Source organism: Streptomyces sp. TN58, from assembly GCF_001941845.1.
Lineage (GTDB): Bacteria > Actinomycetota > Actinomycetes > Streptomycetales > Streptomycetaceae > Streptomyces.
Genome location: NZ_CP018870.1, coordinates 5,542,194 through 5,567,685 on the forward strand (window position 1 = coordinate 5,542,194; position 25,492 = coordinate 5,567,685).

General features: G+C 71.2%; 24 protein-coding genes. 17 read left to right on the top strand and 7 right to left on the bottom strand.

The features are described 5' to 3' along the window. Positions 1-261 precede the first annotated feature (261 nt). Positions 262-1,590, bottom strand: coding sequence for a D-arabinono-1,4-lactone oxidase (locus BSL84_RS25265; RefSeq protein ID WP_075971171.1), 1,329 nt, complete (start codon positions 1,588-1,590; stop codon positions 262-264). Continuing rightward, positions 1,541-2,797 (bottom strand): MFS transporter, encoded by a 1,257-nt coding sequence (locus BSL84_RS25270; RefSeq protein WP_045322599.1) that lies wholly within the window; start codon positions 2,795-2,797, stop codon positions 1,541-1,543. The genes BSL84_RS25265 and BSL84_RS25270 overlap by 50 nt, the downstream gene beginning before the upstream one ends. 173 nt (positions 2,798-2,970) lie before the next feature. On the opposite strand from BSL84_RS25270, the gene BSL84_RS25275 reads away from it, so the two are divergent. Together BSL84_RS25275 and BSL84_RS25280 are read left to right on the top strand one after the other, a co-directional pair. Beyond that, on the top strand, positions 2,971-4,122 hold the full coding sequence (locus BSL84_RS25275) for a ferrochelatase (RefSeq protein WP_075971172.1): 1,152 nt from the start codon (positions 2,971-2,973) through the stop codon (positions 4,120-4,122). Positions 4,123-4,229: 107 nt separating this feature from the next. Then, a complete protein-coding gene (locus BSL84_RS25280; protein ID WP_420711197.1) occupies positions 4,230-4,991 on the top strand; it encodes an inositol monophosphatase family protein in 762 nt (253 codons plus the stop codon). Positions 4,992-5,099: 108 nt separating this feature from the next. Here the strand turns inward: BSL84_RS25280 and BSL84_RS25285 are convergent, their stop codons facing one another. Further along, entirely contained in the window at positions 5,100-5,279 is a 180-nt protein-coding gene (locus BSL84_RS25285) for a hypothetical protein (RefSeq protein ID WP_030036267.1), read from the bottom strand. A gap of 246 nt (positions 5,280-5,525) precedes the next feature. On the opposite strand from BSL84_RS25285, the gene BSL84_RS25290 reads away from it, so the two are divergent. From BSL84_RS25290 to BSL84_RS25305, 4 genes are all read left to right on the top strand, one after another. Next, complete coding sequence (locus BSL84_RS25290) at positions 5,526-6,179, top strand: response regulator transcription factor (protein WP_030036265.1); 654 nt, start codon at positions 5,526-5,528, stop codon at positions 6,177-6,179. A gap of 3 nt (positions 6,180-6,182) precedes the next feature. Continuing rightward, positions 6,183-7,427 carry a sensor histidine kinase gene (locus tag BSL84_RS25295; protein WP_030036263.1) on the top strand — a complete coding sequence of 415 codons (1,245 nt, stop codon included), beginning with the start codon at positions 6,183-6,185 and terminating at the stop codon, positions 7,425-7,427. Positions 7,428-7,810: 383 nt separating this feature from the next. Further along, positions 7,811-8,107 (top strand): DUF4193 domain-containing protein, encoded by a 297-nt coding sequence (locus tag BSL84_RS25300; RefSeq protein WP_030036261.1) that lies wholly within the window; start codon positions 7,811-7,813, stop codon positions 8,105-8,107. Between the two features lie 12 nt (positions 8,108-8,119). Next, complete coding sequence (locus BSL84_RS25305) at positions 8,120-9,070, top strand: hypothetical protein (protein WP_045322598.1); 951 nt, start codon at positions 8,120-8,122, stop codon at positions 9,068-9,070. 37 nt (positions 9,071-9,107) lie between these two features. Here the strand turns inward: BSL84_RS25305 and BSL84_RS25310 are convergent, their stop codons facing one another. Then, the gene (locus tag BSL84_RS25310) at positions 9,108-9,566 is read right to left on the bottom strand and encodes a DUF3093 domain-containing protein (RefSeq protein ID WP_030650600.1); all 459 of its coding nucleotides are present in this window, start codon (positions 9,564-9,566) and stop codon (positions 9,108-9,110) included. 58 nt (positions 9,567-9,624) lie between these two features. On the opposite strand from BSL84_RS25310, the gene BSL84_RS25315 reads away from it, so the two are divergent. From BSL84_RS25315 to BSL84_RS25335, 5 genes are all read left to right on the top strand, one after another. After that, positions 9,625-10,209, top strand: a complete 585-nt coding sequence (locus BSL84_RS25315) for a PaaI family thioesterase (protein WP_030035909.1) — start codon at positions 9,625-9,627, stop codon at positions 10,207-10,209. Further along, complete coding sequence (gene dut, locus BSL84_RS25320) at positions 10,209-10,772, top strand: dUTP diphosphatase (RefSeq protein WP_045322597.1); 564 nt, start codon at positions 10,209-10,211, stop codon at positions 10,770-10,772. The genes BSL84_RS25315 and dut overlap by 1 nt, the downstream gene beginning before the upstream one ends. Before the next feature lies 1 nt (position 10,773). Then, a complete protein-coding gene (locus tag BSL84_RS25325; protein ID WP_030035913.1) occupies positions 10,774-11,556 on the top strand; it encodes a DUF3710 domain-containing protein in 783 nt (260 codons plus the stop codon). A 210-nt stretch (positions 11,557-11,766) separates the two neighbouring features. Beyond that, complete coding sequence (locus BSL84_RS25330) at positions 11,767-12,186, top strand: OB-fold nucleic acid binding domain-containing protein (protein ID WP_075971173.1); 420 nt, start codon at positions 11,767-11,769, stop codon at positions 12,184-12,186. A 6-nt stretch (positions 12,187-12,192) separates the two neighbouring features. After that, a complete protein-coding gene (locus BSL84_RS25335; protein WP_079273289.1) occupies positions 12,193-12,972 on the top strand; it encodes a DUF3159 domain-containing protein in 780 nt (259 codons plus the stop codon). A gap of 269 nt (positions 12,973-13,241) precedes the next feature. Here BSL84_RS25335 and BSL84_RS25340 read toward each other — a convergent pair whose 3' ends face one another. Beyond that, entirely contained in the window at positions 13,242-13,904 is a 663-nt protein-coding gene (locus BSL84_RS25340; RefSeq protein ID WP_030035919.1) for a potassium channel family protein, read from the bottom strand. Continuing rightward, complete coding sequence (locus tag BSL84_RS25345) at positions 13,901-14,569, bottom strand: potassium channel family protein (protein ID WP_030035921.1); 669 nt, start codon at positions 14,567-14,569, stop codon at positions 13,901-13,903. Before BSL84_RS25345 ends, BSL84_RS25340 begins: the two co-directional genes overlap by 4 nt. 426 nt (positions 14,570-14,995) lie before the next feature. Here BSL84_RS25345 and BSL84_RS25350 point away from each other — a divergent pair, with 426 nt between their 5' ends. Both BSL84_RS25350 and BSL84_RS25355 read left to right on the top strand, forming a co-directional pair. Then, positions 14,996-17,050: an APC family permease gene (locus tag BSL84_RS25350; RefSeq protein WP_030035923.1), complete on the top strand. Its 2,055-nt coding sequence runs from the start codon at positions 14,996-14,998 to the stop codon at positions 17,048-17,050. Positions 17,051-17,175: 125 nt separating this feature from the next. Then, positions 17,176-18,507: a class I SAM-dependent RNA methyltransferase gene (locus BSL84_RS25355; protein WP_075971174.1), complete on the top strand. Its 1,332-nt coding sequence runs from the start codon at positions 17,176-17,178 to the stop codon at positions 18,505-18,507. 249 nt (positions 18,508-18,756) lie between these two features. Here BSL84_RS25355 and BSL84_RS25360 read toward each other — a convergent pair whose 3' ends face one another. Beyond that, positions 18,757-18,984 carry a hypothetical protein gene (locus BSL84_RS25360; RefSeq protein ID WP_075971175.1) on the bottom strand — a complete coding sequence of 76 codons (228 nt, stop codon included), beginning with the start codon at positions 18,982-18,984 and terminating at the stop codon, positions 18,757-18,759. Positions 18,985-19,142: 158 nt separating this feature from the next. On the opposite strand from BSL84_RS25360, the gene BSL84_RS25365 reads away from it, so the two are divergent. The 4 genes from BSL84_RS25365 (at position 19,143) to BSL84_RS25380 (ending at position 25,286) form a co-directional block, all read left to right on the top strand. Next, positions 19,143-21,710: an XRE family transcriptional regulator gene (locus BSL84_RS25365; RefSeq protein ID WP_075971176.1), complete on the top strand. Its 2,568-nt coding sequence runs from the start codon at positions 19,143-19,145 to the stop codon at positions 21,708-21,710. A 192-nt stretch (positions 21,711-21,902) separates the two neighbouring features. Beyond that, a complete protein-coding gene (locus BSL84_RS25370; RefSeq protein WP_199838749.1) occupies positions 21,903-23,012 on the top strand; it encodes an alpha/beta hydrolase in 1,110 nt (369 codons plus the stop codon). A 95-nt stretch (positions 23,013-23,107) separates the two neighbouring features. Then, positions 23,108-24,295, top strand: a complete 1,188-nt coding sequence (locus BSL84_RS25375; protein ID WP_030036018.1) for a DUF4185 domain-containing protein — start codon at positions 23,108-23,110, stop codon at positions 24,293-24,295. A 121-nt stretch (positions 24,296-24,416) separates the two neighbouring features. Next, positions 24,417-25,286 (top strand): hypothetical protein, encoded by an 870-nt coding sequence (locus BSL84_RS25380; protein ID WP_030036020.1) that lies wholly within the window; start codon positions 24,417-24,419, stop codon positions 25,284-25,286. The last annotated feature ends 206 nt before the right edge of the window (positions 25,287-25,492 follow it).

The window sequence follows — 25,492 nt, forward strand, 5'->3', positions numbered from 1 at the left end:
CCGTGCCATGCCGCGGCATCGCCGGTCTTCGAGTGCCGCATTCCGTCAGCCGGCCCCCTCTCCCGGGTCCGGACATCCGAAAGGAAGGACAGCCCCAGGGCTCGCCACAGTACTCCATTCGGGCCACCTGGGTGGACCGCCGCGCCGCCGAAAGTTTCCCGGACGGCGGGAGTCGTGCTGCCCGCCGCCGGGTCCCGCCCGCGTCCGCGCCCCTCCCACGCCCCGCCGACGGGGGCGTGGGGCCGGGCGCGTGCCGGTTCGTCAGGTACCAAGGACACGCCGCAGGTAGTCGTTGCCGAAGACCCGGTCCGGGTCGAGGCGGTCGCGCAGTGCGGTGAACTCGCCGAAGCGCGGATAGGCCTGGGAGAGGTACTCCGCGTCCCGCGTGTGCACCTTGCCCCAGTGCGGGCGGCCGCCGTGCGAGGTGAAGGTGTGCTCCGCCGCCGTGAAGTAGGCCTGGTACGGCGTGCCCCTGTACATGTGCACCGCGATGTAGGCCGTCTCGCGCCCCGAGGCCGTCGACAGCGCGATGTCGTCCGCCGGCGCGGTCCGCACCTCCACCGGGAAGCTGATCCGCAGCCGGGAGCGGTCGACCGTCGCGCGCAGCTCCCGCAGCGCCTCGACGACCGCCTCGCGCGGGAGGGCGTACTCCATCTCCACGAACCGCACCCGGCGCGGGCTGGTGAACACCTTGTACGGGATGTCCGTGTAGGTGCGCGCCGACAGGGCGCGGCTGGCCACGCGGGCGATGGAGGGGATCGTGGCCGGGACCGCGCGGCCCAGCGAGTTGACGGCCTGGAAGAGGCCGTTGGAGAGCAGTTCGTCCTCGATCCAGCCGCTGACCGGCCCGGGCGGGGCGGCGGGGCCCTGGCTGCGGTTGTTGCGCTTGGTGTTGCAGTTGCCGGTGTGCGGGAACCAGTAGAACTCGAAGTGCTCGTTCTCGGTGAAGTGCTCCTCGAACTCGGCGGTCACCCGGTCGAAGCCCATGGGCTCCTCACGGGCGGTCAGGAAGAAGAGCGGCTCCACGGCGAAGGTGATCGCGGTGACGACCCCGAGCGCGCCGATGCCCACCCGGGCCGCCGCGAAGACCTCCGGGTTCTCCTTCTCGGAGCAGACCAGCACGCTGCCGTCGGCCGTGACCAGCTCCATGGCGCGGATCTGCGCGGCGATGGAGGCCGAGTCCCGGCCGGTGCCGTGGGTGCCGGTGCTGGTGGCGCCGGAGACCGTCTGCTCCATGATGTCGCCCATGTTGGTGAGCGACAGGCCCTGGGCGGCGAGGGCCCGGTTGAGGTCCTTCAGGGTGGTGCCCGCCCCCACCGTGACGGTGCCCGCGGCGCGGTCGATCGACCGGATCCCCGCCAGGGCCTGCGGCCGTACGAGGACCCCGTCGGTCGCGGCGGCCGCGGTGAAGGAGTGGCCGGTGCCGACCGCCTTCACCCGCAGCCCGTCCTCGGCGGCCCGGCGGACCGCCTCCTGGAGCTCCCCGACCGAGGCCGGGGCCACCACGCGGGTGGGTGTGGCGGTGACGTTGCCCGCCCAGTTACGCCACGCGGTCGCCGTGCTGCCGTTCCGTGCTGTCGCCGTCCCCATCGGTTGCTGGCTCCTCCCCTTGCGCCGGCCTCGTCAGCCGGCGGTATCCCGCGAACGCCACCGCCGCCGCGGCCGCCCCCGCCGAGATGGAGACGACGTACCCGGTCCGCGCGCCGGCCGCGTCGACGACCCAGCCGGTCACGGAGGACCCCAGCGCGATACCGACCGCGAGGCCGGTGCTGATCCAGGTCATGCCCTCGGTCAGCTTCGCGTGTGGTACGTGCGCCTCGATCAGGGCCATCGTGGTGATCATCGTGGGAGCGATGGCGAGGCCCGAGACGAAGAGCGCCACGGCCAGAAACGGAAGGTTCCCGGCCAGTAGGAGGGGGATCATACTCACGGCCATCGCACATACGCCCAGTACCCAGCGCACTTCCGTACGGCCCTTGAGGTGGAGCAGCCCGAAGACGATGCCCGCCAGACAGGATCCGGCCGCCCAGATGGCCAGGATGAAGCTTGCGGCGGACTTCTGGCCCTGCTCCTCGGCGAAGGCCAGCGTGGAGACGTCGATGGAGCCGAAGATCGCGCCGGTCGCCACGAACGTGGCCGTCAGGACCTGCAGGCCGGGGGAGCGCAGGGCCGAGGTGCGGCTGCCGTCCTGCGTGCGCGGGTGCGGCGCGGGCTCGGTGGACCGCTGCGCGGTGAGCAGCCAGACGCCGACGAGCAGGCAGACGGCGGCGATCAGCGGGCCGGCCTCGGGGAACCAGGTGGTGGACAGTCCGATGGCGATGATCGGGCCGAAGATGAAGCACACCTCGTCGACGACGGACTCGAAGGAGTACGCGGTGTGCAGTTCGCGCGGTGAGTCGCGGTAGATGACGGTCCACCGGGCGCGGACCATCGACCCGACGCTGGGCACGCAGCCGGCCACTGCCGCGCAGACGAAAAGGGTCCAGTCGGGCCAGCCGTTCGCCGCTGCCACCAGCAGCACGGCGACAGCGGCCACACAGATCAGGGTGGCGGGGCGGAGCACCGCCCGCTGCCCGTGCTGGTCCACCAGCCGGGACACCTGTGGGCCGACCACGGCCGCGGCGAGGGCGAGGGTGCCGGTCAGGGCGCTCGCCATGGCGTAGCGGCCGGTGATCTCGGAGATCATCGTCAGGATGCCGACGCCGACCATGGATATCGGCAGGCGGCCGATCAGGCCGGCGGCGCTGAACCCCTTGGTGCCGGGGGCCGCGAAAATCGCGCGGTAGGGACTGGGCAAGGCGCCCTCCGTAAGGGACGTGATCGGCCCGTACAGGTTACGACGGCCGATGGGGCACCGCACGGGAGAATGTCCGGAACACCCGGAACTTAGGCTCACCTTACCTGTCTCGGTGTCCGGCTCGCGGACAGGGCGGTTCTCCCCGGAGCGGGCCGAGTGGCAGGATTCGATGCATGTCAGACCAGCTCCCCCCGCCCGCCGGCGGGCCCGCCGCCCCCTACGACGCCCTGCTGCTGCTGTCCTTCGGCGGCCCCGAAGGGCCCGACGACGTCGTGCCGTTCCTGGAGAACGTCACGCGCGGCCGCGGCATCCCGCGCGAGCGGCTCAAGGAGGTCGGGCAGCACTACTTCGGCTTCGGCGGGGTCAGCCCCATCAACGCGCAGAACCGCGCGCTGCTGGACGCGCTGCGCAAGGACTTCGCGGAGCACGGGCTGGACCTGCCGGTCTACTGGGGCAACCGCAACTGGGCCCCGTACCTGACCGACGTGATGAGGGAGATGGCCGCCGACGGACGCCGCCGCATCGCCGTGCTCGCGACCAGCGCCTACGCCTCGTACTCCGGCTGCCGGCAGTACCGCGAGAACCTCGCCGACGCCCTGGCCGCCCTGGCCGAGGAGGGCGTCGAGCTCCCCCGGGTCGACAAGCTGCGGCACTACTTCAACCACCCCGGCTTCGTGGACCCCATGATCGAAGGCGTGGTGGCGGCGCTCGACGAGCTGCCCGAGGCGGTCCGGGAGGGCGCCCACCTCGCCTTCACCACCCACTCCATCCCGACCGCCGCGGCCGACGCCTCCGGCCCCGTGGAGGACCACACCGAGGGCGGCGAGGGCGGCGCGTACGTCAGGCAGCACCTCGACGTCGCCCGGGTGATCGCCGACGAGGTGGCTGTGCGGACCGGCGTCGCGCACCCCTGGAAGCTCGTCTACCAGTCCCGCAGCGGCGCCCCGCACATCCCGTGGCTGGAGCCCGACATCTGCGACCACCTGGAGGCCCTGCACGCCGAGGGCGCGCCCGCCGCGGTCATGGTGCCCATCGGCTTCGTCTCCGACCACATGGAGGTCCTGTACGACCTGGACACCGAGGCCACGGCCAAGGCGGCCGAACTGGGCCTGCCCGTCGCGCGCTCGGCGACCGTCGGAGCCGACCCGTCCTTCGCCGAGGCCGTACGCGAGCTCGTGCTGGAGCGCGCCGCAAAGGAGCGCGGGGAGCCGGCCGAGGAGTGCTGGGTGGGCATGCTGGGCCAGAGCCACGACCTGTGCGCGGTGGGCTGCTGCCCGGCGCGCAGCCCCCGGCCGGCGGCCGCGGGCGCGGACAGCCCCTACTGAACCCCCGCCGGCGGACAGCCGTAGCAGCCGTGCCGGCCGTACGAGCCGTACGAGGAAGAGGAACCGTGATTTCGGAAGAGCTGAAGGCCGAACTGCTGGACGTCGGCATGGAGGCCGCCCGGCAGGCCGGGGCTCTGCTGCGCGACGGCCGGCCGGCCGACCTGGCGGTGGCGGCGACGAAGACCAGCCCCATCGACGTGGTGACCGAGATGGACATCGCGGCGGAGAAGCTGATCACCGGCATCCTCGCCGAACGGCGGCCCGATGACGGCCTGCTGGGCGAGGAGGGCGCGGACACCCCGGGGACGAGCGGGGTGCGGTGGGTCGTCGACCCGCTGGACGGCACCGTGAACTACCTCTACGGCCTCCCGAGCTGGGGCGTGTCCATCGCCGCCGAGTACGGGGGCGAGACCGTGGTCGGCGTCGTGGCGGCGCCGATGCGCGGGGAGGTCTACCACGCGGTCCTCGGCGGCGGGGCCTGGCTGGGCACGGCCCGCCTCGCCTGCCGTCCTGCGGCGCCGCTGGACCAGGCGCTGGTCGGCACCGGCTTCGCCTACGTCCAGACCCGGCGGGCGCACCAGGCCGATGTGGCGCAGCGGATCATCCCGCTGGTGCGGGACGTCCGGCGCGGCGGTTCGGCGGCGCTGGACCTGTGCGACGTGGCCGCGGGGCGGCTGGACGGCTACTACGAGCGCGGCCTGAACCCCTGGGACCTGGCCGCCGGCGAGCTGATCGCCCGCGAGGCGGGTGCCGTGACCGGCGGCCGCCCGGGGGAGCCGGCCTCGGGCGAGCTGGCGCTGGCCGCGAGTCCGGCCGTCTTCGCCTCGCTCCAGCCGCTGCTGGAGGAGGCCGGGGCCTGGCACGACTGAAACGTGCGGTGAACGACGTTGACCCCGGCCGCCCGAAGGGGGCGGCCGGGGTCAACGTCGTCTCGGAGTCCGCGCTCGGCAGCCGGGCAGGAGCCCGTCAGCGGCCGGTCAGCAGGAGGGCACGGCGGCCGTGACCGGGACGCCGTGCTCGGCGGCCAGGCGCTGGAGGTCCTCCAGCTCCGCCTGCTCCACTTCCGCGAGGAAGTCGTCGCCCGTCTCACGGGCGTGCCTGAGATCCGACTGCGTGGCCCTGATGCGGTGCAGGAGACCCGCGGTGAATGCGTCCATGATGGGTTCGCCCCCTCTTCGTGGGTCGGCGGCGGCACGTGGTGATACCGCCGTCAGGGAGTGGATGGGGTGTCCTCACGTCCTCCCCTGCGCCCCGGGCGCAGAAACCTCCGAAGGCCGGGGAATCCCCACTTCCGTCCCATGGGCCCCTCCACGACCCGTCTTACAGCCGGTTTACGGCTGAAACGTGCAGGATGTACGACGCAACACAGGTGTGCCCCTCAGGGCTCGGAGGAAGGAAACGACGTGCGCGTACTCGTCGTCGAGGACGAGCAGCTGCTCGCCGATGCGGTGGCCACCGGCCTGCGCCGGGAGGCCATGGCCGTGGACGTCGTGTACGACGGCGCCGCCGCCCTGGAGCGGGTCGGCGTGAACGACTACGACGTGGTCGTGCTCGACCGGGACCTCCCGCTCGTACACGGCGACGACGTGTGCCGGAAGATCGTCGAGCTCGGCATGCCCACCCGTGTCCTGATGCTGACCGCCTCCGGCGACGTGAGTGACCGCGTGGAGGGTCTGGAGCTCGGGGCGGACGACTACCTGCCCAAGCCCTTCGCCTTCACCGAGCTGACCGCCCGGGTGCGGGCCCTCGGCCGGCGCACCACCGTCGCGCTGCCGCCCGTACTGGAGCGGGCCGGGATCAAGCTGGACCCGAACCGGCGCGAGGTGTTCCGCGAGGGACGGGAGGTGCAGCTGGCCCCGAAGGAGTTCGCGGTGCTGGAGGTCCTCATGCGCAGCGAGGGGACCGTGGTGTCGGCCGAGCAGCTGCTGGAGAAGGCCTGGGACGAGAACACCGACCCGTTCACCAACGTGGTGCGCGTGACGGTGATGACCCTGCGCCGCAAGCTGGGCGAGCCGCCCGTCATCGTGACGGTGCCCGGCTCCGGATACCGGATCTGACGCGTGGCGACCACCCCGGCGCCACCCGCGGCGCCGCCGAAGCCGACCTGGGACCCCGGCCAGCCCGAGGGTCCCTTCCCGTGGCTGAGGCCGACCATCCGCATACGCCTCACCCTGCTCTACGGCGGGATGTTCCTGATCGCGGGCATCCTGCTGCTGTCGATCATCTACCTGCTGGCGGCCCAGGCCCTGCGGCAGGGCAACGCCATGCCGTTCCAGATCATCGGCGGACAGAACGTCCAGGTCTCCAGCCCCGCCTGTCCCGGCGTGGGTGTCGGCCAGTCGTACGACCAGTTCAACGCGGCGATCAGCAAGTGCGCCCTCGAACAGCGCCGGCACGCCCTGGACGACCTGCTGAGCCGCTCGCTGATGGCCCTGCTGGGCCTCAGCATCATCGCCTTCGCCTTCGGCTACGCGATGGCCGGCCGGGTGCTCTCGCCCCTGGGCAAGATCACACGTACCGCCCGCCGGGTGGTCGGCTCCGACCTGACCCGGCGGATCGAGCTGGACGGCCCGGACGACGAGCTCAAGGAGCTCGCCGACACCTTCGACGAGATGCTGGACCGGCTGGAGCGGGCCTTCACGTCCCAGCAGAGGTTCGTCGCCAACGCCTCGCACGAACTGCGGACGCCGCTGGCGATCAACCGGACCCTGCTGGAGGTGCACCTGTCCGACCCGGGTGCCCCGGTGGAGCTCCAGCAGCTCGGCAAGACCCTGCTCGCCACCAACGAGCGCAGCGAGCAGCTGGTCGAGGGCCTGCTGCTGCTGGCCCGCAGCGAGAACCAGATCGTCGAGCGCAAACCCGTGGACCTGGCGGAGGTCGCCTCGCGCGCCGTCGACCAGGTGCGGGCCGAGGCGGACGCCAAGGGCGTGGAGATCCGCGGCGAGCGGGCGCCGGCCGTGGTGCAGGGCAACGGCGTCCTGCTGGAGCGGATCGCCCTCAACCTGGTGCAGAACGCCGTCCGGTACAACGTCCCGGAGGACGGCTGGGTGGAGGTCACCACCACCGCCCAGCACGATCAGGCGGTGCTCCTGGTGTCGAACACGGGTCCCGTGGTTCCCGCGTACGAGGTGGACAACCTCTTCGAGCCGTTCAGGCGGCTGCGTACGGAGCGTACGGGCAGTGACAAGGGTGTCGGACTGGGCCTGTCGATCGCGCGCTCCGTGGCGCGCGCACACGGCGGCAGGATCCAGGCGATGCCGCGGGAGGGCGGTGGCCTCGTGATGCGTGTCACTCTGCCTTTGTGAGACCCCCCACCCCGTGTTCGCTTTTGGCTGAATGCATGTCTTGTGAATCCATCAGCCCTTGTGTGATCGATCACAGTGGGTGGTGTCCGGCCATGTGCGTTCGGTGACTCGGCGGCGGCCGGAACGCCCGGGAAGTCCGGGTTTCCGGCCCCCCGAATGGCGGGAAATACACGGGGTGGCGTTTGTGCAAGACGGCGCCCGGACCGTGTACGGTCCCGGTCGTCATCCCAGCCAATCGCCCCTCAAGGTGGGCGGCTGGGTGTCGATTGAGTAACAGACCTTGATGTGAGGCAAAATCTCCGCCTCAGGTCGGGCACAAGTCCGGCCTCTCGTGCGTTACGTGCGCTGAGACACCGCTAACACCCAGAGGGGGAGAGCGAACAATGGCAACGGACTACGACACCCCGCGCAAGACCGACGACGACGTCGACAACGACAGCATCGAAGAGCTGAAGGCTCGACGCAACGAGAAGTCGTCCTCGTCCGTCGACATGGACGAATTCGACTCGGCCGAGAGCCTGGAGCTTCCCGGTGCGGACCTCTCCAACGAGGAGCTGGCCGTCCGGGTCCTGCCCAAGCAGGCCGACGAGTTCACCTGCATGAGCTGCTTCCTGGTGCACCACCGCAGCCAGCTGGCTCGTGAGAAGAACGGCCAGCCGATCTGTCGCGACTGCGACTGAGAGGCGTAGGCCGTGGCTGGCTCCACACCCTTTCGGAAGCGCCGCTTCCGAAAGTCGGGTGATCCGGCGGAGACGCAGGTGGTGACCACGGACCCGGAAACGGGTACCGAAGCCCCCGGCGGCTCCGCCAGTGCGGCGCTCGCCGTGCCCTCCGCCGCCGCCCCGGCGGCGCCGGACACGGAGCCCGGCGAGGAATCCCGGCGCGGCCCGGGGGGCCGCCGCCTGCAGGCCGTCAGGAACGGCGTGCGCAAGGGCGGCGAGGGCGTGCGCGGAGCCGCCCTCTACATCACCGACAGGATCATCGAGAACGCGCCGCGTGTTCCGGTCCGGGACCTCGCGACGCTGCGCGCGCAGTTCCCCGGCCTCGGCCCCGAGCAGCTCGCGGACAAGCTGATCACGGGCGCCACCGCCGCCTCGGCGACCGTCGGGGCGAGCATCGGCGCGGCGGCCATGCTGCCCGTGCCTCCCGCGATGCCCGCCGAACTGGCGGCGGAGATCACCGGCGTCGCGGCCATCGAGCTGAAACTCATCGCGGAACTCCATGAGGTCTACGGCCAGCGGCCGCCCGGCAACCTCAAGGAGCGCACGTTCGCCTACCTCACGGCGTGGACGGAAGAACGCGGGGTCGACCTGACCAAGCCCACGACGCTGAACGCGGCGCTCGGCGGGCAGATGAAGCGCGAACTGCGCCAGCAGATCGTGAAGCGGATGATCCGCAGCCTGCCGAACCTCATGCCGTTCATGGTGGGCGCGGCGGTCGGAGCGGTCATGAACCGCCGCGACACCCGCAAACTCGCCGAGAAGGTCCGTGGAGACCTGCGCAGGCAGGCGGTGGCCTGGGAGGCCCTGCGCTCCCTGCCGCCCCTGGAACGGCCCGTGGAGCCCCTTCCCGAGGCCACCATGGCCGCCCTTGAGGGGCCGGAGTACTTCACCGAGGGGCCGGAGTACTTCACGCGCGACTGACGCCGCCCGCGCCGGCCCCCGCCGAAGGCCCGGCGGGTCAGGCCGCCCGCGCCGCGCGCAGCGCCGAGACCAGCGCCTGCGGCTCCCGGGTGGAGACGTAGACGTACGGGGTCGGGTCGGCGGGGTCGGTGACCTCGACGCGGACCGCCGTCGGCACGTAGCTGCGCATCAGCATGAAGGCCCGGGTGTCCGCCTTGTACGTCCGCCAGGCGCGGGCCTCCTCCGCGTCCAGGATCTCGGGCTCGCCCAGCGCCGACACCGGGATCCGCGCGTCACCGACGGCCAGCGCGCCGTTCACCACGCGCACGCGCGCGGATCCGTACGAACTCACCAGCAGCCCCGCCAGCGCGGTGCCCCCGACCAGGCCGGCCAGCAGCGGCAGCGTGCCCAGGGGCAGCAGCATCAGCGCGCCCGCGAGGCCGGTCAGTACGGCGATGCCCCACCAGGAGCGGGGGGCGGTCAGGCGTTCGTCGTGGTGCGCGGTGGAGAGCTGCATGCGTTCAAGCCTGCCACGAGGCGACCGGCGGGTAGCCGCGCGGGTAAGGTCTGCGGCTGTGAGTGGACGAAACACAGCGCTGACGCCCCCGGCCGATGCCGCCGCACCGGTCCGGCATCCCGACGCGCCGGCACCCGGCGAACTCCTCGGTGCCCACTACGAGCACTGCTTCGGCTGCGGCGGGAGCCAGCCGCACGGGCTGCACCTGGAGGCCCGGGCCGGCGACGGCGTACGCGTCACCGCCGAGTTCACCGTCAGGCCCGCCCACCAGGGCGCGCCCGGGCTCGCCCACGGCGGGGTGCTCGCCACCGCACTCGACGAGACGCTGGGCTCGCTGAACTGGCTGCTGCGCGTCATCGCCGTGACCGGACGGCTGGAGACGGACTATGTGCGGCCGGTGCCCGTGGGCACCGTGCTGTACCTGGAGGCCGAGGTCACCGCTGTCGCCGGCCGCAAGATCTACTGCACGGCCGTGGGCCGGACAGGCGGGCCGGAGGGCCCGGTCGCGGTCCGTGCCGACGCGCTCTTCATAGAGGTGAAGGTCGACCACTTCATCGACAACGGTCGGCCCGAGGAGATCCGGGCGGCCATGGCCGACCCGGACCAGGTCAGGCGCGCACGCGCCTTCGAGGTGAACCCCTGATGTCCCTGAACGACAACGGATCCCGGAAGAACAGCGGATCCCGCCATGACGTCGACGTGCTGATCCGCCGCGTCGACCCGGAGGTTCCCCTTCCGGCGTACGGGCACCCCGGTGACGCCGGCTGCGACCTGGTGACCACCGAGGCCGCCGTGCTGGAGCCCGGAGAGCGCGCGGTGCTGCCCACCGGCGTGGCGATCGCCCTGCCCGACGGGTACGCGGCCTTCGTGCACCCGCGCTCGGGTCTGGCCGCCCGCTGCGGGCTCGCGCTCGTGAATGCCCCGGGGACGGTGGATGCCGGGTACCGTGGAGAGATCAAGGTGATCGTGGTCAATCTCGACCCTCGCGAGAGCGTGCGGTTCGAGCGTTTCGACCGCATTGCCCAGCTGGTTGTCCAGCGGGTCGAGAAGGTGCGCTTCCACGAGGTGGCGGAACTTCCCGGCTCGGCCCGGGCCGAGGGGGGTTTCGGCTCCACCGGCGGTCATGCGGCCGTGGCCGGATCCGGGGCTGGTCAGCAGGGTGGGAATGGCTACGCTTCGGTCGTAACCGACCGGGAAGGACAGTGACGTGTTCGGACGTCGCAAGAAGAACGACTCCGCCAAGGACGGCGGCGCGGCCGAGCAGGTCGTAGACGGCGTCGCCGCCGCTGAGCAGGACGACGCGGACGCGCCGGAAGAGGCGGCGCCGCGCCGGATCAACCTGCCCCCGGCCCCGCGGCCGGACGGCCCCTGGGACATCTCCGAGGTGCTCGGTAGCCCGGCCGACGGCCGGGTCGACCTGGGCGGCATCTTCGTACCCGGTGTCGACGGCATGGAACTGCGCGTCGAGGTCGCGGGGGACGCCATCGTGGCCGCCACCGTCGTCCTGGGCGACAGTGCCGTACAGCTGCAGGCCTTCGCCGCGCCCAAGAAGGAGGGCATCTGGGGCGAGGTCCGCGACGAGATCGCCGCGGGCATCACCCAGCAGGGCGGCATCATCGACGAGGTCCAGGGCCCGCTGGGCTGGGAGCTGCGCGCGCAGGTGCCCGTCCCGCTGCCGGACGGGCAGACCGGCGCCCAGCTGGTCCGCTTCGTCGGCGTCGACGGTCCGCGCTGGTTCCTGCGCGGCGTCATCTCCGGCCAGGGCGCGGTGCGCCCCGAGTCGGCGGGCGTGCTGGAGCAGATCTTCCGGGACACCGTCGTCGTCCGCGGCGACGGCCCGATGGCCCCGCGCGACCCGATCGTCCTGAAGCTGCCGAACGACGCCCAGATGGTGCCGGACGGCGTGCAGACGGAGGACCAGGAAGGCTCCCGCTTCGGCGGCGGCATGGGCCAGCTGGAACGGGGCCCGGAGATCACCGAGGTCCGCTGACCCGGACGCCCCGGACCGCGGGGGTACGCGGTGTCGACGGCCGGTGGGCCCACCCCGACGGGTGGGCCCACCGGCCGTTCTGCGCGCCTCGTCCGCCCCGCTGCTTGAGGCGTGGCCCCCGCCTGCGCGGCACCCGTCGCCCCCTCGCCACCGAACCGGGCACGGGACACCGCTACGGGAGGCGGTCGGCGCGCCGGTAGGCTTTCAGGTATGAGTGCTGAACCGCGTCCCGAGAAGCCAGCGAAGCCGGCCAGGCCGGCGGGCCGGTTCCGCCGGATGATCGAGCGGCTGTCCACCTCGCAGGAGGAGCTGCACTCCGCGGAGCTGCAGGAGGACGCAGAAGCCGCGGGCTGTACGCGGATCTGCGACTGCGACGACCGCCAGATAGTCAAGGTGACCGGCACCCTGCGCACGGTCACCCTCCGCCCGCGCGCCGGCGTCCCCGCCCTGGAGGCCGAGCTGTTCGACGGCTCCGGCGCACTGGACGTCGTCTGGCTCGGGCGTCGCTCGATCGTGGGAATCGAGCCCGGACGACGCATGATCGCCTCAGGGCGGATCTCGCTGAGCCACGGCCGTCGGGTGCTGTTCAACCCGAAGTACGAACTCCGACCGCTCGGACAGGAGCAGTAACCGGCGATGTCACTCGACAAACCGACCAATCCGGAGCCCGGCGCCGAGCCGTCCGCGGGCCAGTCCGTGGGCCAGTCCGCGCGCCAGTCGGCGGACCATGCCGCTGACCAGAAGGCCGTGACGCAGGCGGCGCTCTTCGACGCGTTCGGAGGTGTCCGGGGCACCGTCGAGACGATGCTCCCCGGGCTGCTCTTCGTCATGATCTACACGGTCAACAAGGACGTGAAGATGTCCGCCCTCGCGGCGGGCGCGGTCGCCGTCCTGCTGGTGATCGTGCGGCTGCTGCGCAAGGACACGGTGAAGCACGCCTTCAGCGGGGTCTTCGGCGTGGGCGTGGGCGTGGCCTTCGCCCTCTTCACGGGCAGCGCGAAGGGCTTCTACCTGCCGGGCATGATCTACGGCGTCGGCCTGGGCGTGGCCTTCACGGTCTCGGCGCTGGTGGGCTTCCCGCTGCTGGGCGTGATCCTCGGCCCGGTCTTCAAGGAGAACCTGTCCTGGCGCACCCGCAATCCGGGGCGCAAGAAGGCGTACACGAAAGCCAGTCTGGCCTGGGGGATCATCTTCCTCGCCAAGTACGCGATCCTCTTCCCGCTGTACTGGTGGGGCGACGCGACGCAGCTCGGCTGGGTACTGATCGCGCTGAAGCTCCCGCCGATGGTGCTCGCGGTGTACTTCACCTGGGTCTTCCTGGCGAAGGCGCCGCCGCCGATCGACGTCATCGCGGAGTGGGAGGCCAAGGAGGCCGCCGAGGAGGCCCGCAAGGCGCCGTCGCACCGCAAGGTGTGACCGGCCCCGCCCGCGGCGCGGCTGTTCCGCAGCGCCGCGGCGGGGAGGCACGAAAAGGGGGCGCGCCCGCCGGGCTCGCCCCCTTCGTCCGTCGTGTGTGTCGCCGGTCCAGTGCTGCGGCCGGGAAGGTTCACCGGGTCACGGCGCCCGGCACGGCACCTCGCGGTGTTGTCGGACCACGCACGTACGTCCGGTACGAGCCGTGGCCCTCCGCCTTGCGATGCACCGCACCGGACACCGCGCCCCGGCAAACCTTCCCGGCCATAGCACTAGCGGCGGGCCTGGAGAAGATCCTCCAACTGCTCCTCGCGGGCCTGGGCCGCCACGAAGAGGAGCTCGTCGCCCGGCTCCAGGGTCTCCTCGCCGTGCGGGGTCAGCACCCGGTTGCCCCGGATGATCGTCACCAGCGAGGTGTCCTCGGGCCAGTTGATCTCGCTGATCTGCCGCCCGGCGACCGAGGAGTCGGCCGGCAGGGTCAGCTCCACCAGGTTGGCGTCGCCGTGGCTGAAGCGCAGCAGCCGCACCAGGTCGCCGACGCTCACGGCCTCCTCGACCAGGGCCGACATCAGGCGCGGTGTGGAGACCGCGACGTCGACGCCCCACGACTCGTTGAAGAGCCATTCGTTCTTCGGGTTGTTGACGCGGGCCACCACCCGCGGAACCCCGTACTCGGTCTTGGCGAGCAGCGAGACGACGAGGTTGACCTTGTCGTCCCCGGTCGCCGCGATGACCACGTTGCAGCGCTGCAGCGCCGCCTCGTCCAGCGAGGTGATCTCGCAGGCGTCGGCCAGCAGCCACTCGGCCTGCGGCACCCGTTCCACCGAGATGGCGGTCGGCGCCTTGTCGACCAGCAGCACCTCGTGGCCGTTCTCCAGCAGTTCGCCCGCGATGGAGCGGCCCACCGCGCCTGCCCCGGCGATGGCGACCCTCATGCGTGTGCCTCCTCAGGCCCCTCGGAGAAGGCAGCCTCGACCTTGTCGATCTCGTCCGTGCGCATCATCACGTGGACGAGGTCGCCCTCCTGCAGCACCGTCTGCGACGTCGGCAGCATGGCCTCGCCGAGCCGGGTGAGGAACGCGACGCGTACGCCGGTCTCGTCCTGGATCCTGCTGACCTTGTGGCCGATCCACGCGGGCGAGGTGTGCACCTCGGCGAGCTGTACGCCGCCGCTGGGGTCCCGCCACAGCGGCTCGGCGCCCGACGGCAGCAGCCGGCGCAGCATCTGGTCGGCGGTCCACCGCACGGTGGCGACCGTCGGGATGCCCAGGCGCTGGTAGACCTCGGCGCGCTTGGGGTCGTAGATGCGGGCGGCGACGTTCTCGACGCCGAACATCTCCCGGGCCACCCGTGCGGCGATGATGTTGGAATTGTCACCACTGCTGACGGCGGCGAACGCGCCCGCGTCCTCGATTCCCGCCTCCCTCAGGGTGTCCTGGTCGAAGCCGACCCCGGTGACGCGGCGCCCGCCGAAACCGGCGCCGAGCCGGCGGAATGCGGTGGGGTCCTGGTCGACGACTGCGACCGTATGCCCCTGCTGTTCCAGGGTTTGCGCGAGGGCGGAGCCCACTCTTCCGCAACCCATGATGACGATGTGCACGGCCGTCCTTCCGGCTGTCAGCGACTCGCTGGTTCCCAGCCTCATTGCATCTCTGGTTTAACAGGGTCTCAGACCATGGCCCAAGCTACACACGGGCGGTCAGGGGTGCGGCCTCTTGCCCGCTTCTCGCGACGCGGCCGAGCCGGACGGGGCGCGTCCGGCCGCGCATCCGGGGCACGTCCGTCACATACGAGCGGCGCGTCGGTGGCGCATTCGCGCCCCCGGGCGGCGCGACGGTGGCGCATTCGCGCACCCGGGCGGCGCGACGGTGGCGCACTCGCGCCCGCCCGCGACGCCACGTCCGCAGTGCGCCGACAGCGCGTTCGTGGTGCCCTGGTGGTGCGCTCGGGGAGGAAATGCGGCGGGATTGCGGGATGAGGGGGTGGGGGTTCGTCAGTCCGATTTCGAAGGCTTACGATCCTCTGCGTGTCCAAACTGACCGACGTGCCCAAACGGATCCTGATCGGCCGGGCGCTACGCAGCGACCGCCTCGGGGAAACCCTCCTTCCCAAGCGGGTCGCGCTCCCCGTCTTCGCGTCCGACCCTCTGTCGTCGGTGGCATACGCCCCGGGCGAGGTCCTGCTGGTCCTGTCGATCGCGGGCGTGTCCGCGTACCAGTACAGCCCCTGGATCGCCCTCGCGGTCGTGGTGCTGATGTTCACGGTGGTCGCCTCCTACCGGCAGAACGTCCACGCCTACCCCAGCGGCGGCGGCGACTACGAGGTGGCCAACACCAACCTCGGCCCCCAGGCCGGCCTGACCGTGGCGAGCGCCCTGCTCGTCGACTACGTCCTCACGGTCGCCGTGTCGATCTCCTCCGGAGTGGAGAACCTCGGCTCCGCGGTGCACTTCGTCATCGAGCACAAGGTGCTCTCGGCGATCGTCATGATCCTTCTGCTCACGCTGATGAACCTGCGCGGTGTGAAGGAGTCGGGCAAGCTCTTCGCGATCCCGACCTATGTCTTCGTCGGCGCCGTCTTCGTCATGATCGCCTGGGGTGCCTGGAAGGGCATCGTCCTCGACGAGACCATGTCGGCGCCGACGGCGGACTTCGAGATCGAACCCGAGCAGACGGGCCTCGCCGGCTTCGCGATGGTCTTCCTGCTGCTGCGCGCCTTCTCCTCCGGCTGCGCGGCACTCACGGGCGTCGAGGCCATCAGCAACGGCGTCCCCGCCTTCCGCAAGCCCAAGAGCAAGAACGCCGCGACCACCCTCGCCCTCATGGGCGGCCTGGCCGTCACCATGTTCTGCGGCATCATCGGCCTGGCCATGGCCACCGACGTGCGGATGGCCGAGAACCCGGCCGTCGACCTCCTGCACGACGGTGTCCCCGTCGGCCCCGAATACGTCCAGGACCCGGTGATCTCCCAGGTCGGCGAGGCCGTCTTCGGCGGCGGCAGCATCCTGTTCATCCTGCTGGCCACGGCCACCGCGCTCGTCCTCTTCCTCGCCGCGAACACCGCGTACAACGGCTTCCCGCTGCTCGGCTCGATCCTCGCGCAGGACCGCTACCTGCCGCGCCAGCTGCACACGCGCGGCGACCGGCTCGCCTTCTCCAACGGCATCGTGCTCCTCGCCGGCGCCGCCATACTGCTCGTCTGGATCTACGACGCCGACTCGACCAAGCTGATCCAGCTGTACATCGTCGGCGTGTTCGTCTCCTTCACGCTGAGCCAGATCGGCATGGTCCGGCACTGGAACCGGCACCTCAGGACCGAGCGCGACGCCGCCGCCCGCCGCCGCATGCACCGCTCCCGGGCGATCAACACCTTCGGCGCCTTCTTCACCGGCATGGTCCTGGTCGTCGTCCTGGCCACCAAGTTCACCCACGGCGCCTGGGTCGCCCTGCTCGGCATGGTGATCTTCTACGGAACGATGACCGCGATCCGCAAGCACTACGACCGCGTCTCCGCCGAGATCGCCGCCGCCGAGGGACCCAGCGACGACAGCGTGCGCCCCTCCCGCGTCCACTCGATCGTCCTGGTCTCCAAGGTGCACAAGCCCACCCTGCGCGCCCTCGCCTTCGCCAAGCTCACCCGCTCCGACACCCTCGAAGCGGTCAGCATCAGCGTCGACACGGCCGAGACCAAGGCCCTGCGCGAGGAGTGGGACCGGCGCCGGATCAACGTCCCGCTGAAGATCCTCGACTCGCCGTACCGCGAGATCACCCGCCCGGTCGTCGAGTACGTCAAGGGCCTGCGCAGCGAGAACCCGCGCGACGCGGTCAGCGTGTACATCCCGGAGTACGTCGTCGGCCGCTGGTGGGAGCACCTGCTGCACAACCAGAGCGCGCTGCGCCTCAAGGGCCGGCTGCTCTTCACCCCCGGTGTGATGGTCACCTCGGTGCCCTACCAGCTCGAATCCTCGGAGCTCGCCAAGCGGCGGGCCAAGAAGCGCCAGGAGTGGAACGCCCCGGGCTCGGTCCGCCGCGGCCCGGTCGACACCCCGCGCTCGCCGAAGGCGCCGACCGACAAGCGCTGAACGGGCCGGCGAACGGGCTGGCCGACGGGTTGGTGAACGGCCGGACGAGATCCACGTAAACTGGTGGGTCGGTCGTCCGGCCGTTCACTTTTTTTGGTCTTTCCTATCCTTGGAGCCTCCCCGCCATGACGGAGCAGAACGAGAAGCAGTCACTGGTAGGGGAGGAGTACGAGGTCGAGGTCGGCCCCGTCGCGCACGGCGGCCACTGCATCGCCCGGACCTCCGAGGGCCGGGTCCTGTTCGTCCGCCACACCCTGCCCGGCGAGAGGGTCATCGCGAAGGTCACCGAAGGCGACGCCGACTCCCGCTTCCTGCGCGCCGACGCGATCACCGTGCTCGAAGCCTCCAAGGACCGCGTCGAGGCCCCCTGCCCGTACGCCGGCCCCGGCAAGTGCGGCGGCTGCGACTGGCAGCACGCCAAGCCGGGCGCGCAGCGCCGGCTCAAGGGCGAGGTCGTCGCCGAGCAGCTGAAGCGGCTCGCCGGGCTCACCGCCGAGGAGGCCGGCTGGGACGGCACCGTCATGCCCGCCGAGGGCGACAAGCTGCCGGCCGGCCAGGTGCCGCAGTGGCGCACGCGCGTGCAGTACGCCGTCGACGAGGACGGCACCGTCGGCCTGCGCAGGCACCGCTCGCACGAGATCGAGCCGATCGACCACTGCATGATCGCGGCGCCGGGCGTCAGCGAGCTGGGCATCGAGAAGCAGGACTGGCCCCAGATGGCCACGGTCGAGGCCATCGCCGCCTCCGGCTCCCAGGACCGCCAGGTCGTCCTCACCCCGCGCCCCGGCGGCCGCCTCCCCCTGGTCGAGCTCGACCGGCCCGTCTCCGTCCTCCGCGTGGAGGAGAAGGACGGCGGGGTCCACCGGGTCCACGGCCGCCCCTTCGTACGGGAGCGCGCGGACGGCCGTACGTACCGCGTGGGCATGGGCGGCTTCTGGCAAGTCCACCCGCAGGCCGCGGACACCCTGATCAAGGCCGTCATGCAGGGCCTGATGCCGCGCAAGGGCGAGATGGCCCTCGACCTGTACTGCGGCGTCGGCATCTTCGCCGGCGCCCTCGCCGAACGCCTCGGCGAGACGGGCGCCGTGCTCGGCATCGAGTCGACGAAGCGCGCGGTGGAGGACGCCCGGCACAACCTGGCGGACTTCCCCCGGGTCCGCATCGAACAGGGCAAGGTCGAGACGGTCCTCCCCAAGACCGGCATCACGGAGTGCGACCTGGTCGTCCTGGACCCCCCGCGCGCCGGCGCCGGCAAGCAGACGGTCCGCCACGTCGCGTCCCTCTCGGCCCGCCGCATCGCGTACGTCGCGTGCGACCCGGCGGCCCTGGCCCGCGACCTGGCCTACTTCGCGGAGGCCGGCTACAAGCCCCGCACCCTCCGCGTCTTCGACCTCTTCCCGATGACCCACCACGTCGAGTGCGTCGCGATCCTTGAGCCCGCCGAAAAGGGACTCTGACCTGCAGGTTTGGCGAGTGTGCATGGTGGGCGCTACACCGTAGGCGCCGTCCGAATTCCCGGTGCACGGTCCGTATCCGACTGGCGAGCCGGCGGCGGCCGCCTGCCGCGCAGGCCGGTCCGCGGCGGCCGGCGCCAGTAGGAGAAGCTGGAGCGGGCGATACGAGTGTGGCGCACAGCTGCCGCCCTGCCCCGAGGGCCCACCAACCGCTCCCGTCCGTCGCGACGCGGCACGCCGAGGGGTGGCGCGTCAGTGACGGCAGGCGGCCAAGATGGCCAGCAGGACGAGCGCGATGGCCGCGAGCTGGAGGCACGCGCGGGCTCCGCCCGAGTCCCTCCTGCGGCTCTCGATCTGACCGCCGGGGGGCGTCCCGGGGTGCTTCCCGGCGTAGTGCTCGATCTGCTGGCGCAGTCCCTCGGACTCTCCCAGCCAGGGCGTCTTGAAGCTGCAATCGCCGCACCAGTAGCGGTAGACCACGTGGACTCCTCGTCTGCCGTCGGTGTGTGCGCCGGACCCACGACAGTGACCTTCGTCATGTGAAGTGAACAGGACATAGAACCGGCCATCCGTGACCGGTGGTCAGTGGCTGTCGGTAGGCTCACCGCCGTCCGTACTGCCGAGTAGGGAGTTGCCCCGTGACCGATGACCTCGGCACGCTGTTGCGCGCGCTGCGCGATGCGGCGCAACTGACGCAGGAACAGGTCGCCGAGCAGTCCGGGGTCAGCGTGCGTACCATCCGCCGGCTGGAGAGCGGCACATCCACGAACCACCGGATGGGCACGGTCAATCTGCTCGCTGACGCCCTTGAACTCGGCGAGGAGGACCGTCGCCGCCTGGCGGCCGTGATCGCCCGACCGCGCGGCGAGGCGGTGCCCCAGACAGACGGCTCCGTGCCCCGCTCCGAGTCCGAATCCCACGGTGAGCCCGGAAGCCGGCCTCCGCAGGACCCCGATCGCGTGCCCGGACACCCTTACGGGGTGGTCGCCTCCATCGCCGAACCAGGTCGGCCGCCCGGTGACGGGCTGCCAGGGCCCGCTGCTTCCGCGACTGCGTCAGCGGCTCCCGCCCCGTCCCCCGTACACCCCGTACTCGCCGACGCCGTACGCGAGCTCGCGATGGAGGTCCGGCGCCGCTGGCGTCGCGAGGAGGGGCAGCGCCGGGTCCACGACCCCTTCCCCCTTCCCGTCAGGTGGGAGCCGGCACCTGCCGGTCTGACCGACCGGCCGGAGAACATTCAGCGCCTCGGCCCAGGGGGGACACCCCGGGAGGTGAACGTGAACGGTGACCTGGGTGGCGTCCTCGACGTCTATTGCAGGATCCCCTCGGGACGACTGACGATCCTCGGCCGGGCCGGCTCCGGGAAGTCCGTCCTCACCATCAGACTCACCCTGGACCTCCTGGAGGCACCGGCCACACACGGCCGCGTGCCGGTCATCTTCAGCATCAGCTCGTGGGACCCGACCGCCACCGCACTGCGGGACTGGCTGATCGGCCGCCTGCTGCGCGACCACCCGCATCTGGCTCGTCGCGGCCCCTACGGGACGACGCTCGCCGCGGCCCTCGTCGACGCCGATCTCGTCCTCCCCGTCCTCGACGGCTTCGACGAGATCGCCGAGGGCCTGCGGGGGGCGGCCCTGGACGCGCTCAACACCACCTCGTCACCACTCGTCCTCACCAGCCGGCGCGACGAGTACGCCCAAGCCGTCCAGGCGGCACATGCGCCGCTCGTCTGGGCGGCGGCCATCGAACTCGTCGACCTCACTCCGGACGACCTCGCCGGGTACCTGCCCCGTACCGTCCGGACGATCGCAGGCGACACACACGTCACAGCAGGTACCGGCGGTGCCGGGGATGTATGGGACACGGTCCTCGAAGAACTGCGCACACGGGGCACCCCCGCGGGCGCGAACCTCGCCACGGTACTGACCACCCCGCTCATGGTTATCCTCGCCCGCACGCTCTACGGCGAGATGCCGGGCCGGGATCCCTCCGAACTCCTCGACGCCGCCCGTTTCCCCACGGCGAAGGCGCTGGAGGAACACCTGCTGGCCGGCTTCGTGCCCGCCGTCTACCGCCACCGCGCCCCCGAACGGGATGCCGGGGGCCGGCGGCCCAGGAGCCCGGGCTGGGACTCCGCACGTGCCGAGCGCTGGCTCGGCTACCTCGCCCACCACCTGGTCGGTCTCGACCGCGACCGGCACGACCTCGCGTGGTGGCACGTCGGCGACTCACTGTCCCGTGCGACCCGCACCCTCGTCATCGCCTTGGCCACCGCTCTGAGCGTCACCCTGGCCGACTGGCTGATCGGCCTGCTGCTGACCCCGCTCGGCATCGGTGAACTCCTGCTGCAGGGCGCTCTCATGGGCCCGGTTGCGGGACTCGCCTTCGGGTCCGTCTATGCGCTCATGGACAGGTCCGGGCTCCGGACGGACTTTGAACCGGCCCGCATCCGAGTGACGCTGCGGGCCGCCCACGACCGGCTCGGCCGCAGTCCCCTGCGCACCTTCATCGTCCGATTCGGGCACGGTATGTTCGGCGGGAGCGTCATGGGCATCGGCTGTGCCTGCGCGCTCGCCCTTGAGCGCTCTCTGTACTCGGGGATCCCGCTCGCGGAGCCCCGGGTCATCGAGGGCACTCTGATCAACATGCTGTTCCTGGGGCTGACCTTCGGCTCGGCCGCCGGCCTCGTCTTCGGGCTCATTGCCGCGCTGGAGGCGCCCGTGGACGTCACCGCCGCGGCTACCCCGGTCAGTGCGCTGGCGTCCAACCGCACGACGGTGGGCCGGCAGTTCCTCGTCCTGGCCACCGCGCTCACAGTGGCCATCGCCTTCGGCGGGTACCTGCTCGTCCTGCTGCTCCAGGGGTCACTGGGCCGGCTCAACTGGGCAATGCCGGACAGCCTGTTCATCGGATCGATCGGCGGACTCGGAGGCGCGGGGTCCTACGTGCTCGCTTTCACCGCATGGGGGCAGTGGTTCGTGTTCGCCCGAGTCTGGCTGCCGCTGACCGGGAGGCTCCCCTGGGATCTCGTCGCCTTCCTGGAGGATGCCTACCACCGCGGAGTACTTCGGCAGACCGGCGCCGTGTACCAGTTCCGCCACGTCCGGTTGCAGCATCACCTCGGGAGCGCGTTCCGCCGACAGGACACCGCCTTCGCACCGGTCACCCTTCCGTCCCCACGGACTGGCGCCGACGCCTCCTGACCACGGGCGTGCGACACCAGACGACCGTCGGGACGACCGGTCGGGGCAGGGATGGCCCACTCCGGTGAATGCCGGTCACATATGGCCGGTGGCACGGCCTGTCCGTCGAAGGGCACGGGAGACCAACATCGGGGCGTCCGGTCCGCCGCACCTCACCGTGCCGCGGGCACACCCCTCGACGAAGGGTTCCCGATGATGTCCCTCCGCCGCACCACCGCAGGCGTCGCCCTCGCGCTTGCCGCCCTCACGGGCGCCGCCACGGCGCACGCCGACACCCTGAGGACCGCGCCCGCGGTCACCGGCCCCCCTGCCGTCGCCGCTCTCCCCGTCTTCACCGACGGGCACGGGCTGACCGTGCTCCCCGGGGCCACCGAGGTGCACAGCCCCACGGACTTCACGCTCACCGTCACCACGAAGCAGCTCTCGGGGCAGCACAAGATCCGCGTTCTCCTTCCCGCCGGGTACGACGCCGCCCCCGAACGGCGGTGGCCGGTCACCTACTTCCTGCACGGCGGCGGCGGCACCGTCGACGACGTCGCGGCCGCCCCGGCACTCCACTCCGACTCGATGATCACCGTGGTGCCGGACGGCGGGTTGAAGGGCTGGTACGCCGACTGGCAGATGCAGAACACCGCCGAAGGCGCCGCGAACTGGGAGACCTTCCACCTCACCCAGGTCGTCCCGTTCATCGACGCCAACCTCCGTACCCGCACCGACCGGGACCACCGGGCCGTCGTCGGACTGTCCATGGGCGGCTACGGCTCCCTCCACTACGCCGAGGCACGCCCCGACCTGTTCGGTCACGTCGCCGCGCTCTCCGGAGGAATCGACTTCGGCATGCCGCAGGTCCGCGCCGCCGTCCTGGCCACCGAGCTCAACCTCACCGGCGCCTGGTGCGCCGTGAGCAGTTCCTCCAGCACGTCCGGCTCCGGCAAGTGCACCGGCTACGGTCCCTACGTCGACAGCGACGCCATCTTCGGCTCCCCCTACCCGGTTTTCAACGCCGACCGCGTGTGGAAGGCCGTGGACCCGGCCGCGCCTGCCAACCTCGCCAGGCTGTCCCGCACCGGCATCACCCTCTACACCGGCAACAACGATGTCATCGACGTCCACACCGCGGCGGCCTCCAAGACCGTCAAGGCCCGCCTCGACCAGCTCGGCGTCCCCAGCCGCCTCGTCAACTACGGCAACGGCGCCTCATTGGCCCCGGGCTGCAACGGCGGCCACAACTACGGTTGCTGGGCCCCGGCATTCGCCGACTACGTTCCGGGCCTCGAAGCCGCCTTCGCCGCGGCGGGCTGACGCACGCCCAGGCCCCCCCGGGCCCGCGCACACCCCATCGCATCGCACTCACAGGCACCATCTGCTCCCCTTCCCCTCTGCTCGGAGGAACGACCATGACCGAATCGCCCCCCACGGGCCGCCGACCCCACCTCTCTCGCCGTACCGTCCTCAGGGCCGGCGGCGGCCTTGCCCTGGGCGCAGGCCTGGCCGCCGTCGCCCCGGCCACCCCCGCCTGGGCCGCACAGCGCGGCACCCCCCTGTGCGACGAGCCCGGGGACTCGGCCGCCGCCCAGGGGATCGGCTCCAGCGACCTCGCCATCCCGTACTACCGCGAACACGACGGCACCTGGGGCTACGTCTTCGGCGACACATGGTCCGGCATGCAGCAGTACGGCGACTACCTCGGCTCGCCGCTGATGCTTTGCCAGGGCGGGTTCGACGCCTCCGGCGCGACCCCCATCTCGTTCACCTGGGCATTGCCCACGGGCGGCCAGGCCCGGCAACTGTTCGACTACCGGACCAACGCGGACAACGGGTTCGGCTTCGAGGTGAGCCGCATCCCCAACGATTGCATCGAGTTCGGCGGACGCACGTACATCCAGTACACCTCGGTCGGCACGTGGGAGCCGCCCGCGGGCTACGACGGCTCGGTGATGTCCGGCGTCGCCTACTCGGACGACCACGGCGTCACCTGGCACGACTACCCGTACCACTGGGCGGGTGACATGCAGGGCGTGAACCAGTCCATGTACGGGATGTGGTCCTTCGCGGGCATCGACCCCGACGGCTGGCTCTACATCTTCTCCAAGCGCTGGAACGGGACACACCGCAACACCGCCGACGGTGGGGCCATCCAACTCTTCCGGATCCGCCCCGACGACTTCCGGGCGGGGAACTTCGGCGCCCAGCAGAACTGGGCACACCACGAAGGTCGCTGGCAGTGGACCAACGCCGTCGGGCCCTCGCCGATCCTGACCGGCAACCACATCGGCGAGTTCTCGGTCAAGCGGATCGGGGGCCGGTACTGCATGAGCTACTTCGACGTCACCGACTACTCCATCAGCACCCGGTCCGCGTCGCGTCCCGACGCCGTGTGGACCGCACCCAAGCCGCAGATCGTCGGGGACAACCGCTGGCCGGCGAACCACTGGGGCAAGCCGCAGATCCCCTACCTGTACGGCGGCTACATCCACCCGGGCAGCGCGAGTGCGACCTCGCTCACCCTCATCGTCTCCCAGTGGCCCGGCGTCCTGCACCAACCGCCCTACCGGGTCCTGCAGTTCGACGGCATCAACCCCTAGCCGCGCCCTACGGCACCGCGGCGGGGCGCCTCAGCCGTGATCCACATCGCGTCGATCGACACCCCGCCAAGGGCATGGCGGACGAGGCACGAACAGCCACCCCGACAGACAGGAAGCACGCATGTTCCGACGACTCAGCACACTCACCATGACCCTGGCACTCGCCGGGACCCTCGGCGCCGGCACCGCCTCCGCCGCCGACACCGCGCCGGAGGACCGCGTTTCCGGCAAGCGCGTGCACAACGGCATGCAGATCGCCTTCAACCCGGCCATGCCCGACGCCTTCTGCACCGTGGGAGCGGTCGGCAAGGACGACTACGGGCGGAAGATCGCCATATCCGCGGGCCACTGCATCAACGACCCGCGCTATGCGGACCGCGAGATCCACGAGAACATCGCCCCCGTCTACCACCGGCAGGACATCGCCGCCGGCCCGATCGGGTACGTGCGCTATTTCAAGGACCCCGAGGGTTCGATGACCGGACACCTGACCAAGGACTACATGATCATCGAACTGGTCGATGGAGTGGCACTCTCATCACAGGGGCCGCATCTGAAGCAGACCGACGAACTGGAGGTCCCCGGCGGCAAGGCCAGCCCGAACGCCCTGTCGCCCGCCCGCGACGACGAGCGTCTCCTCGGCGCCGCTCTGTTCAACAACAACGAACTCGTGGTGTCCGGGCAACTGGGCGTCTGGTACGGGCGGATCACCAACAGCAGCAGCGGCATCTACCAGTCGCACGCCAAGCACAAGGGTGGCGACTCCGGCGGCCCGGCCATCTGGCACGTACCGGGCACCGCGTACCCCTCTGAGGCCAATGGATTCCAGGCGGAGGGCCCCTGGGCGGGCATAACCAAGGGCATCATCCTCGGCATTCCCCCCTACGTGTACACCAGCTCGGCCAACATCCTCGCCGACCTGCGCGCCCGTGACACCGCCGATCCCGCCGACGTCTACGGCTCGGGCTTCGAGGTGACAAGCAACCCGTAGAGCAGCACGTTCTTACGAGCGCCCACACAGGGAGGAGGGCCGGCCGATCAGAGACGTGGACATCGCGGAAGCCGGACTTGTCGTGCTGGCTTGATCGCACTTCGGGAGATCACGGCATGACCCGTCCGCGACCCGCTCCCTCATCAGTCCGACGCGCGGCGCGTCCTCTTCGGCATGTCCTGACCGCCCACCGCCCGCGAAACTTT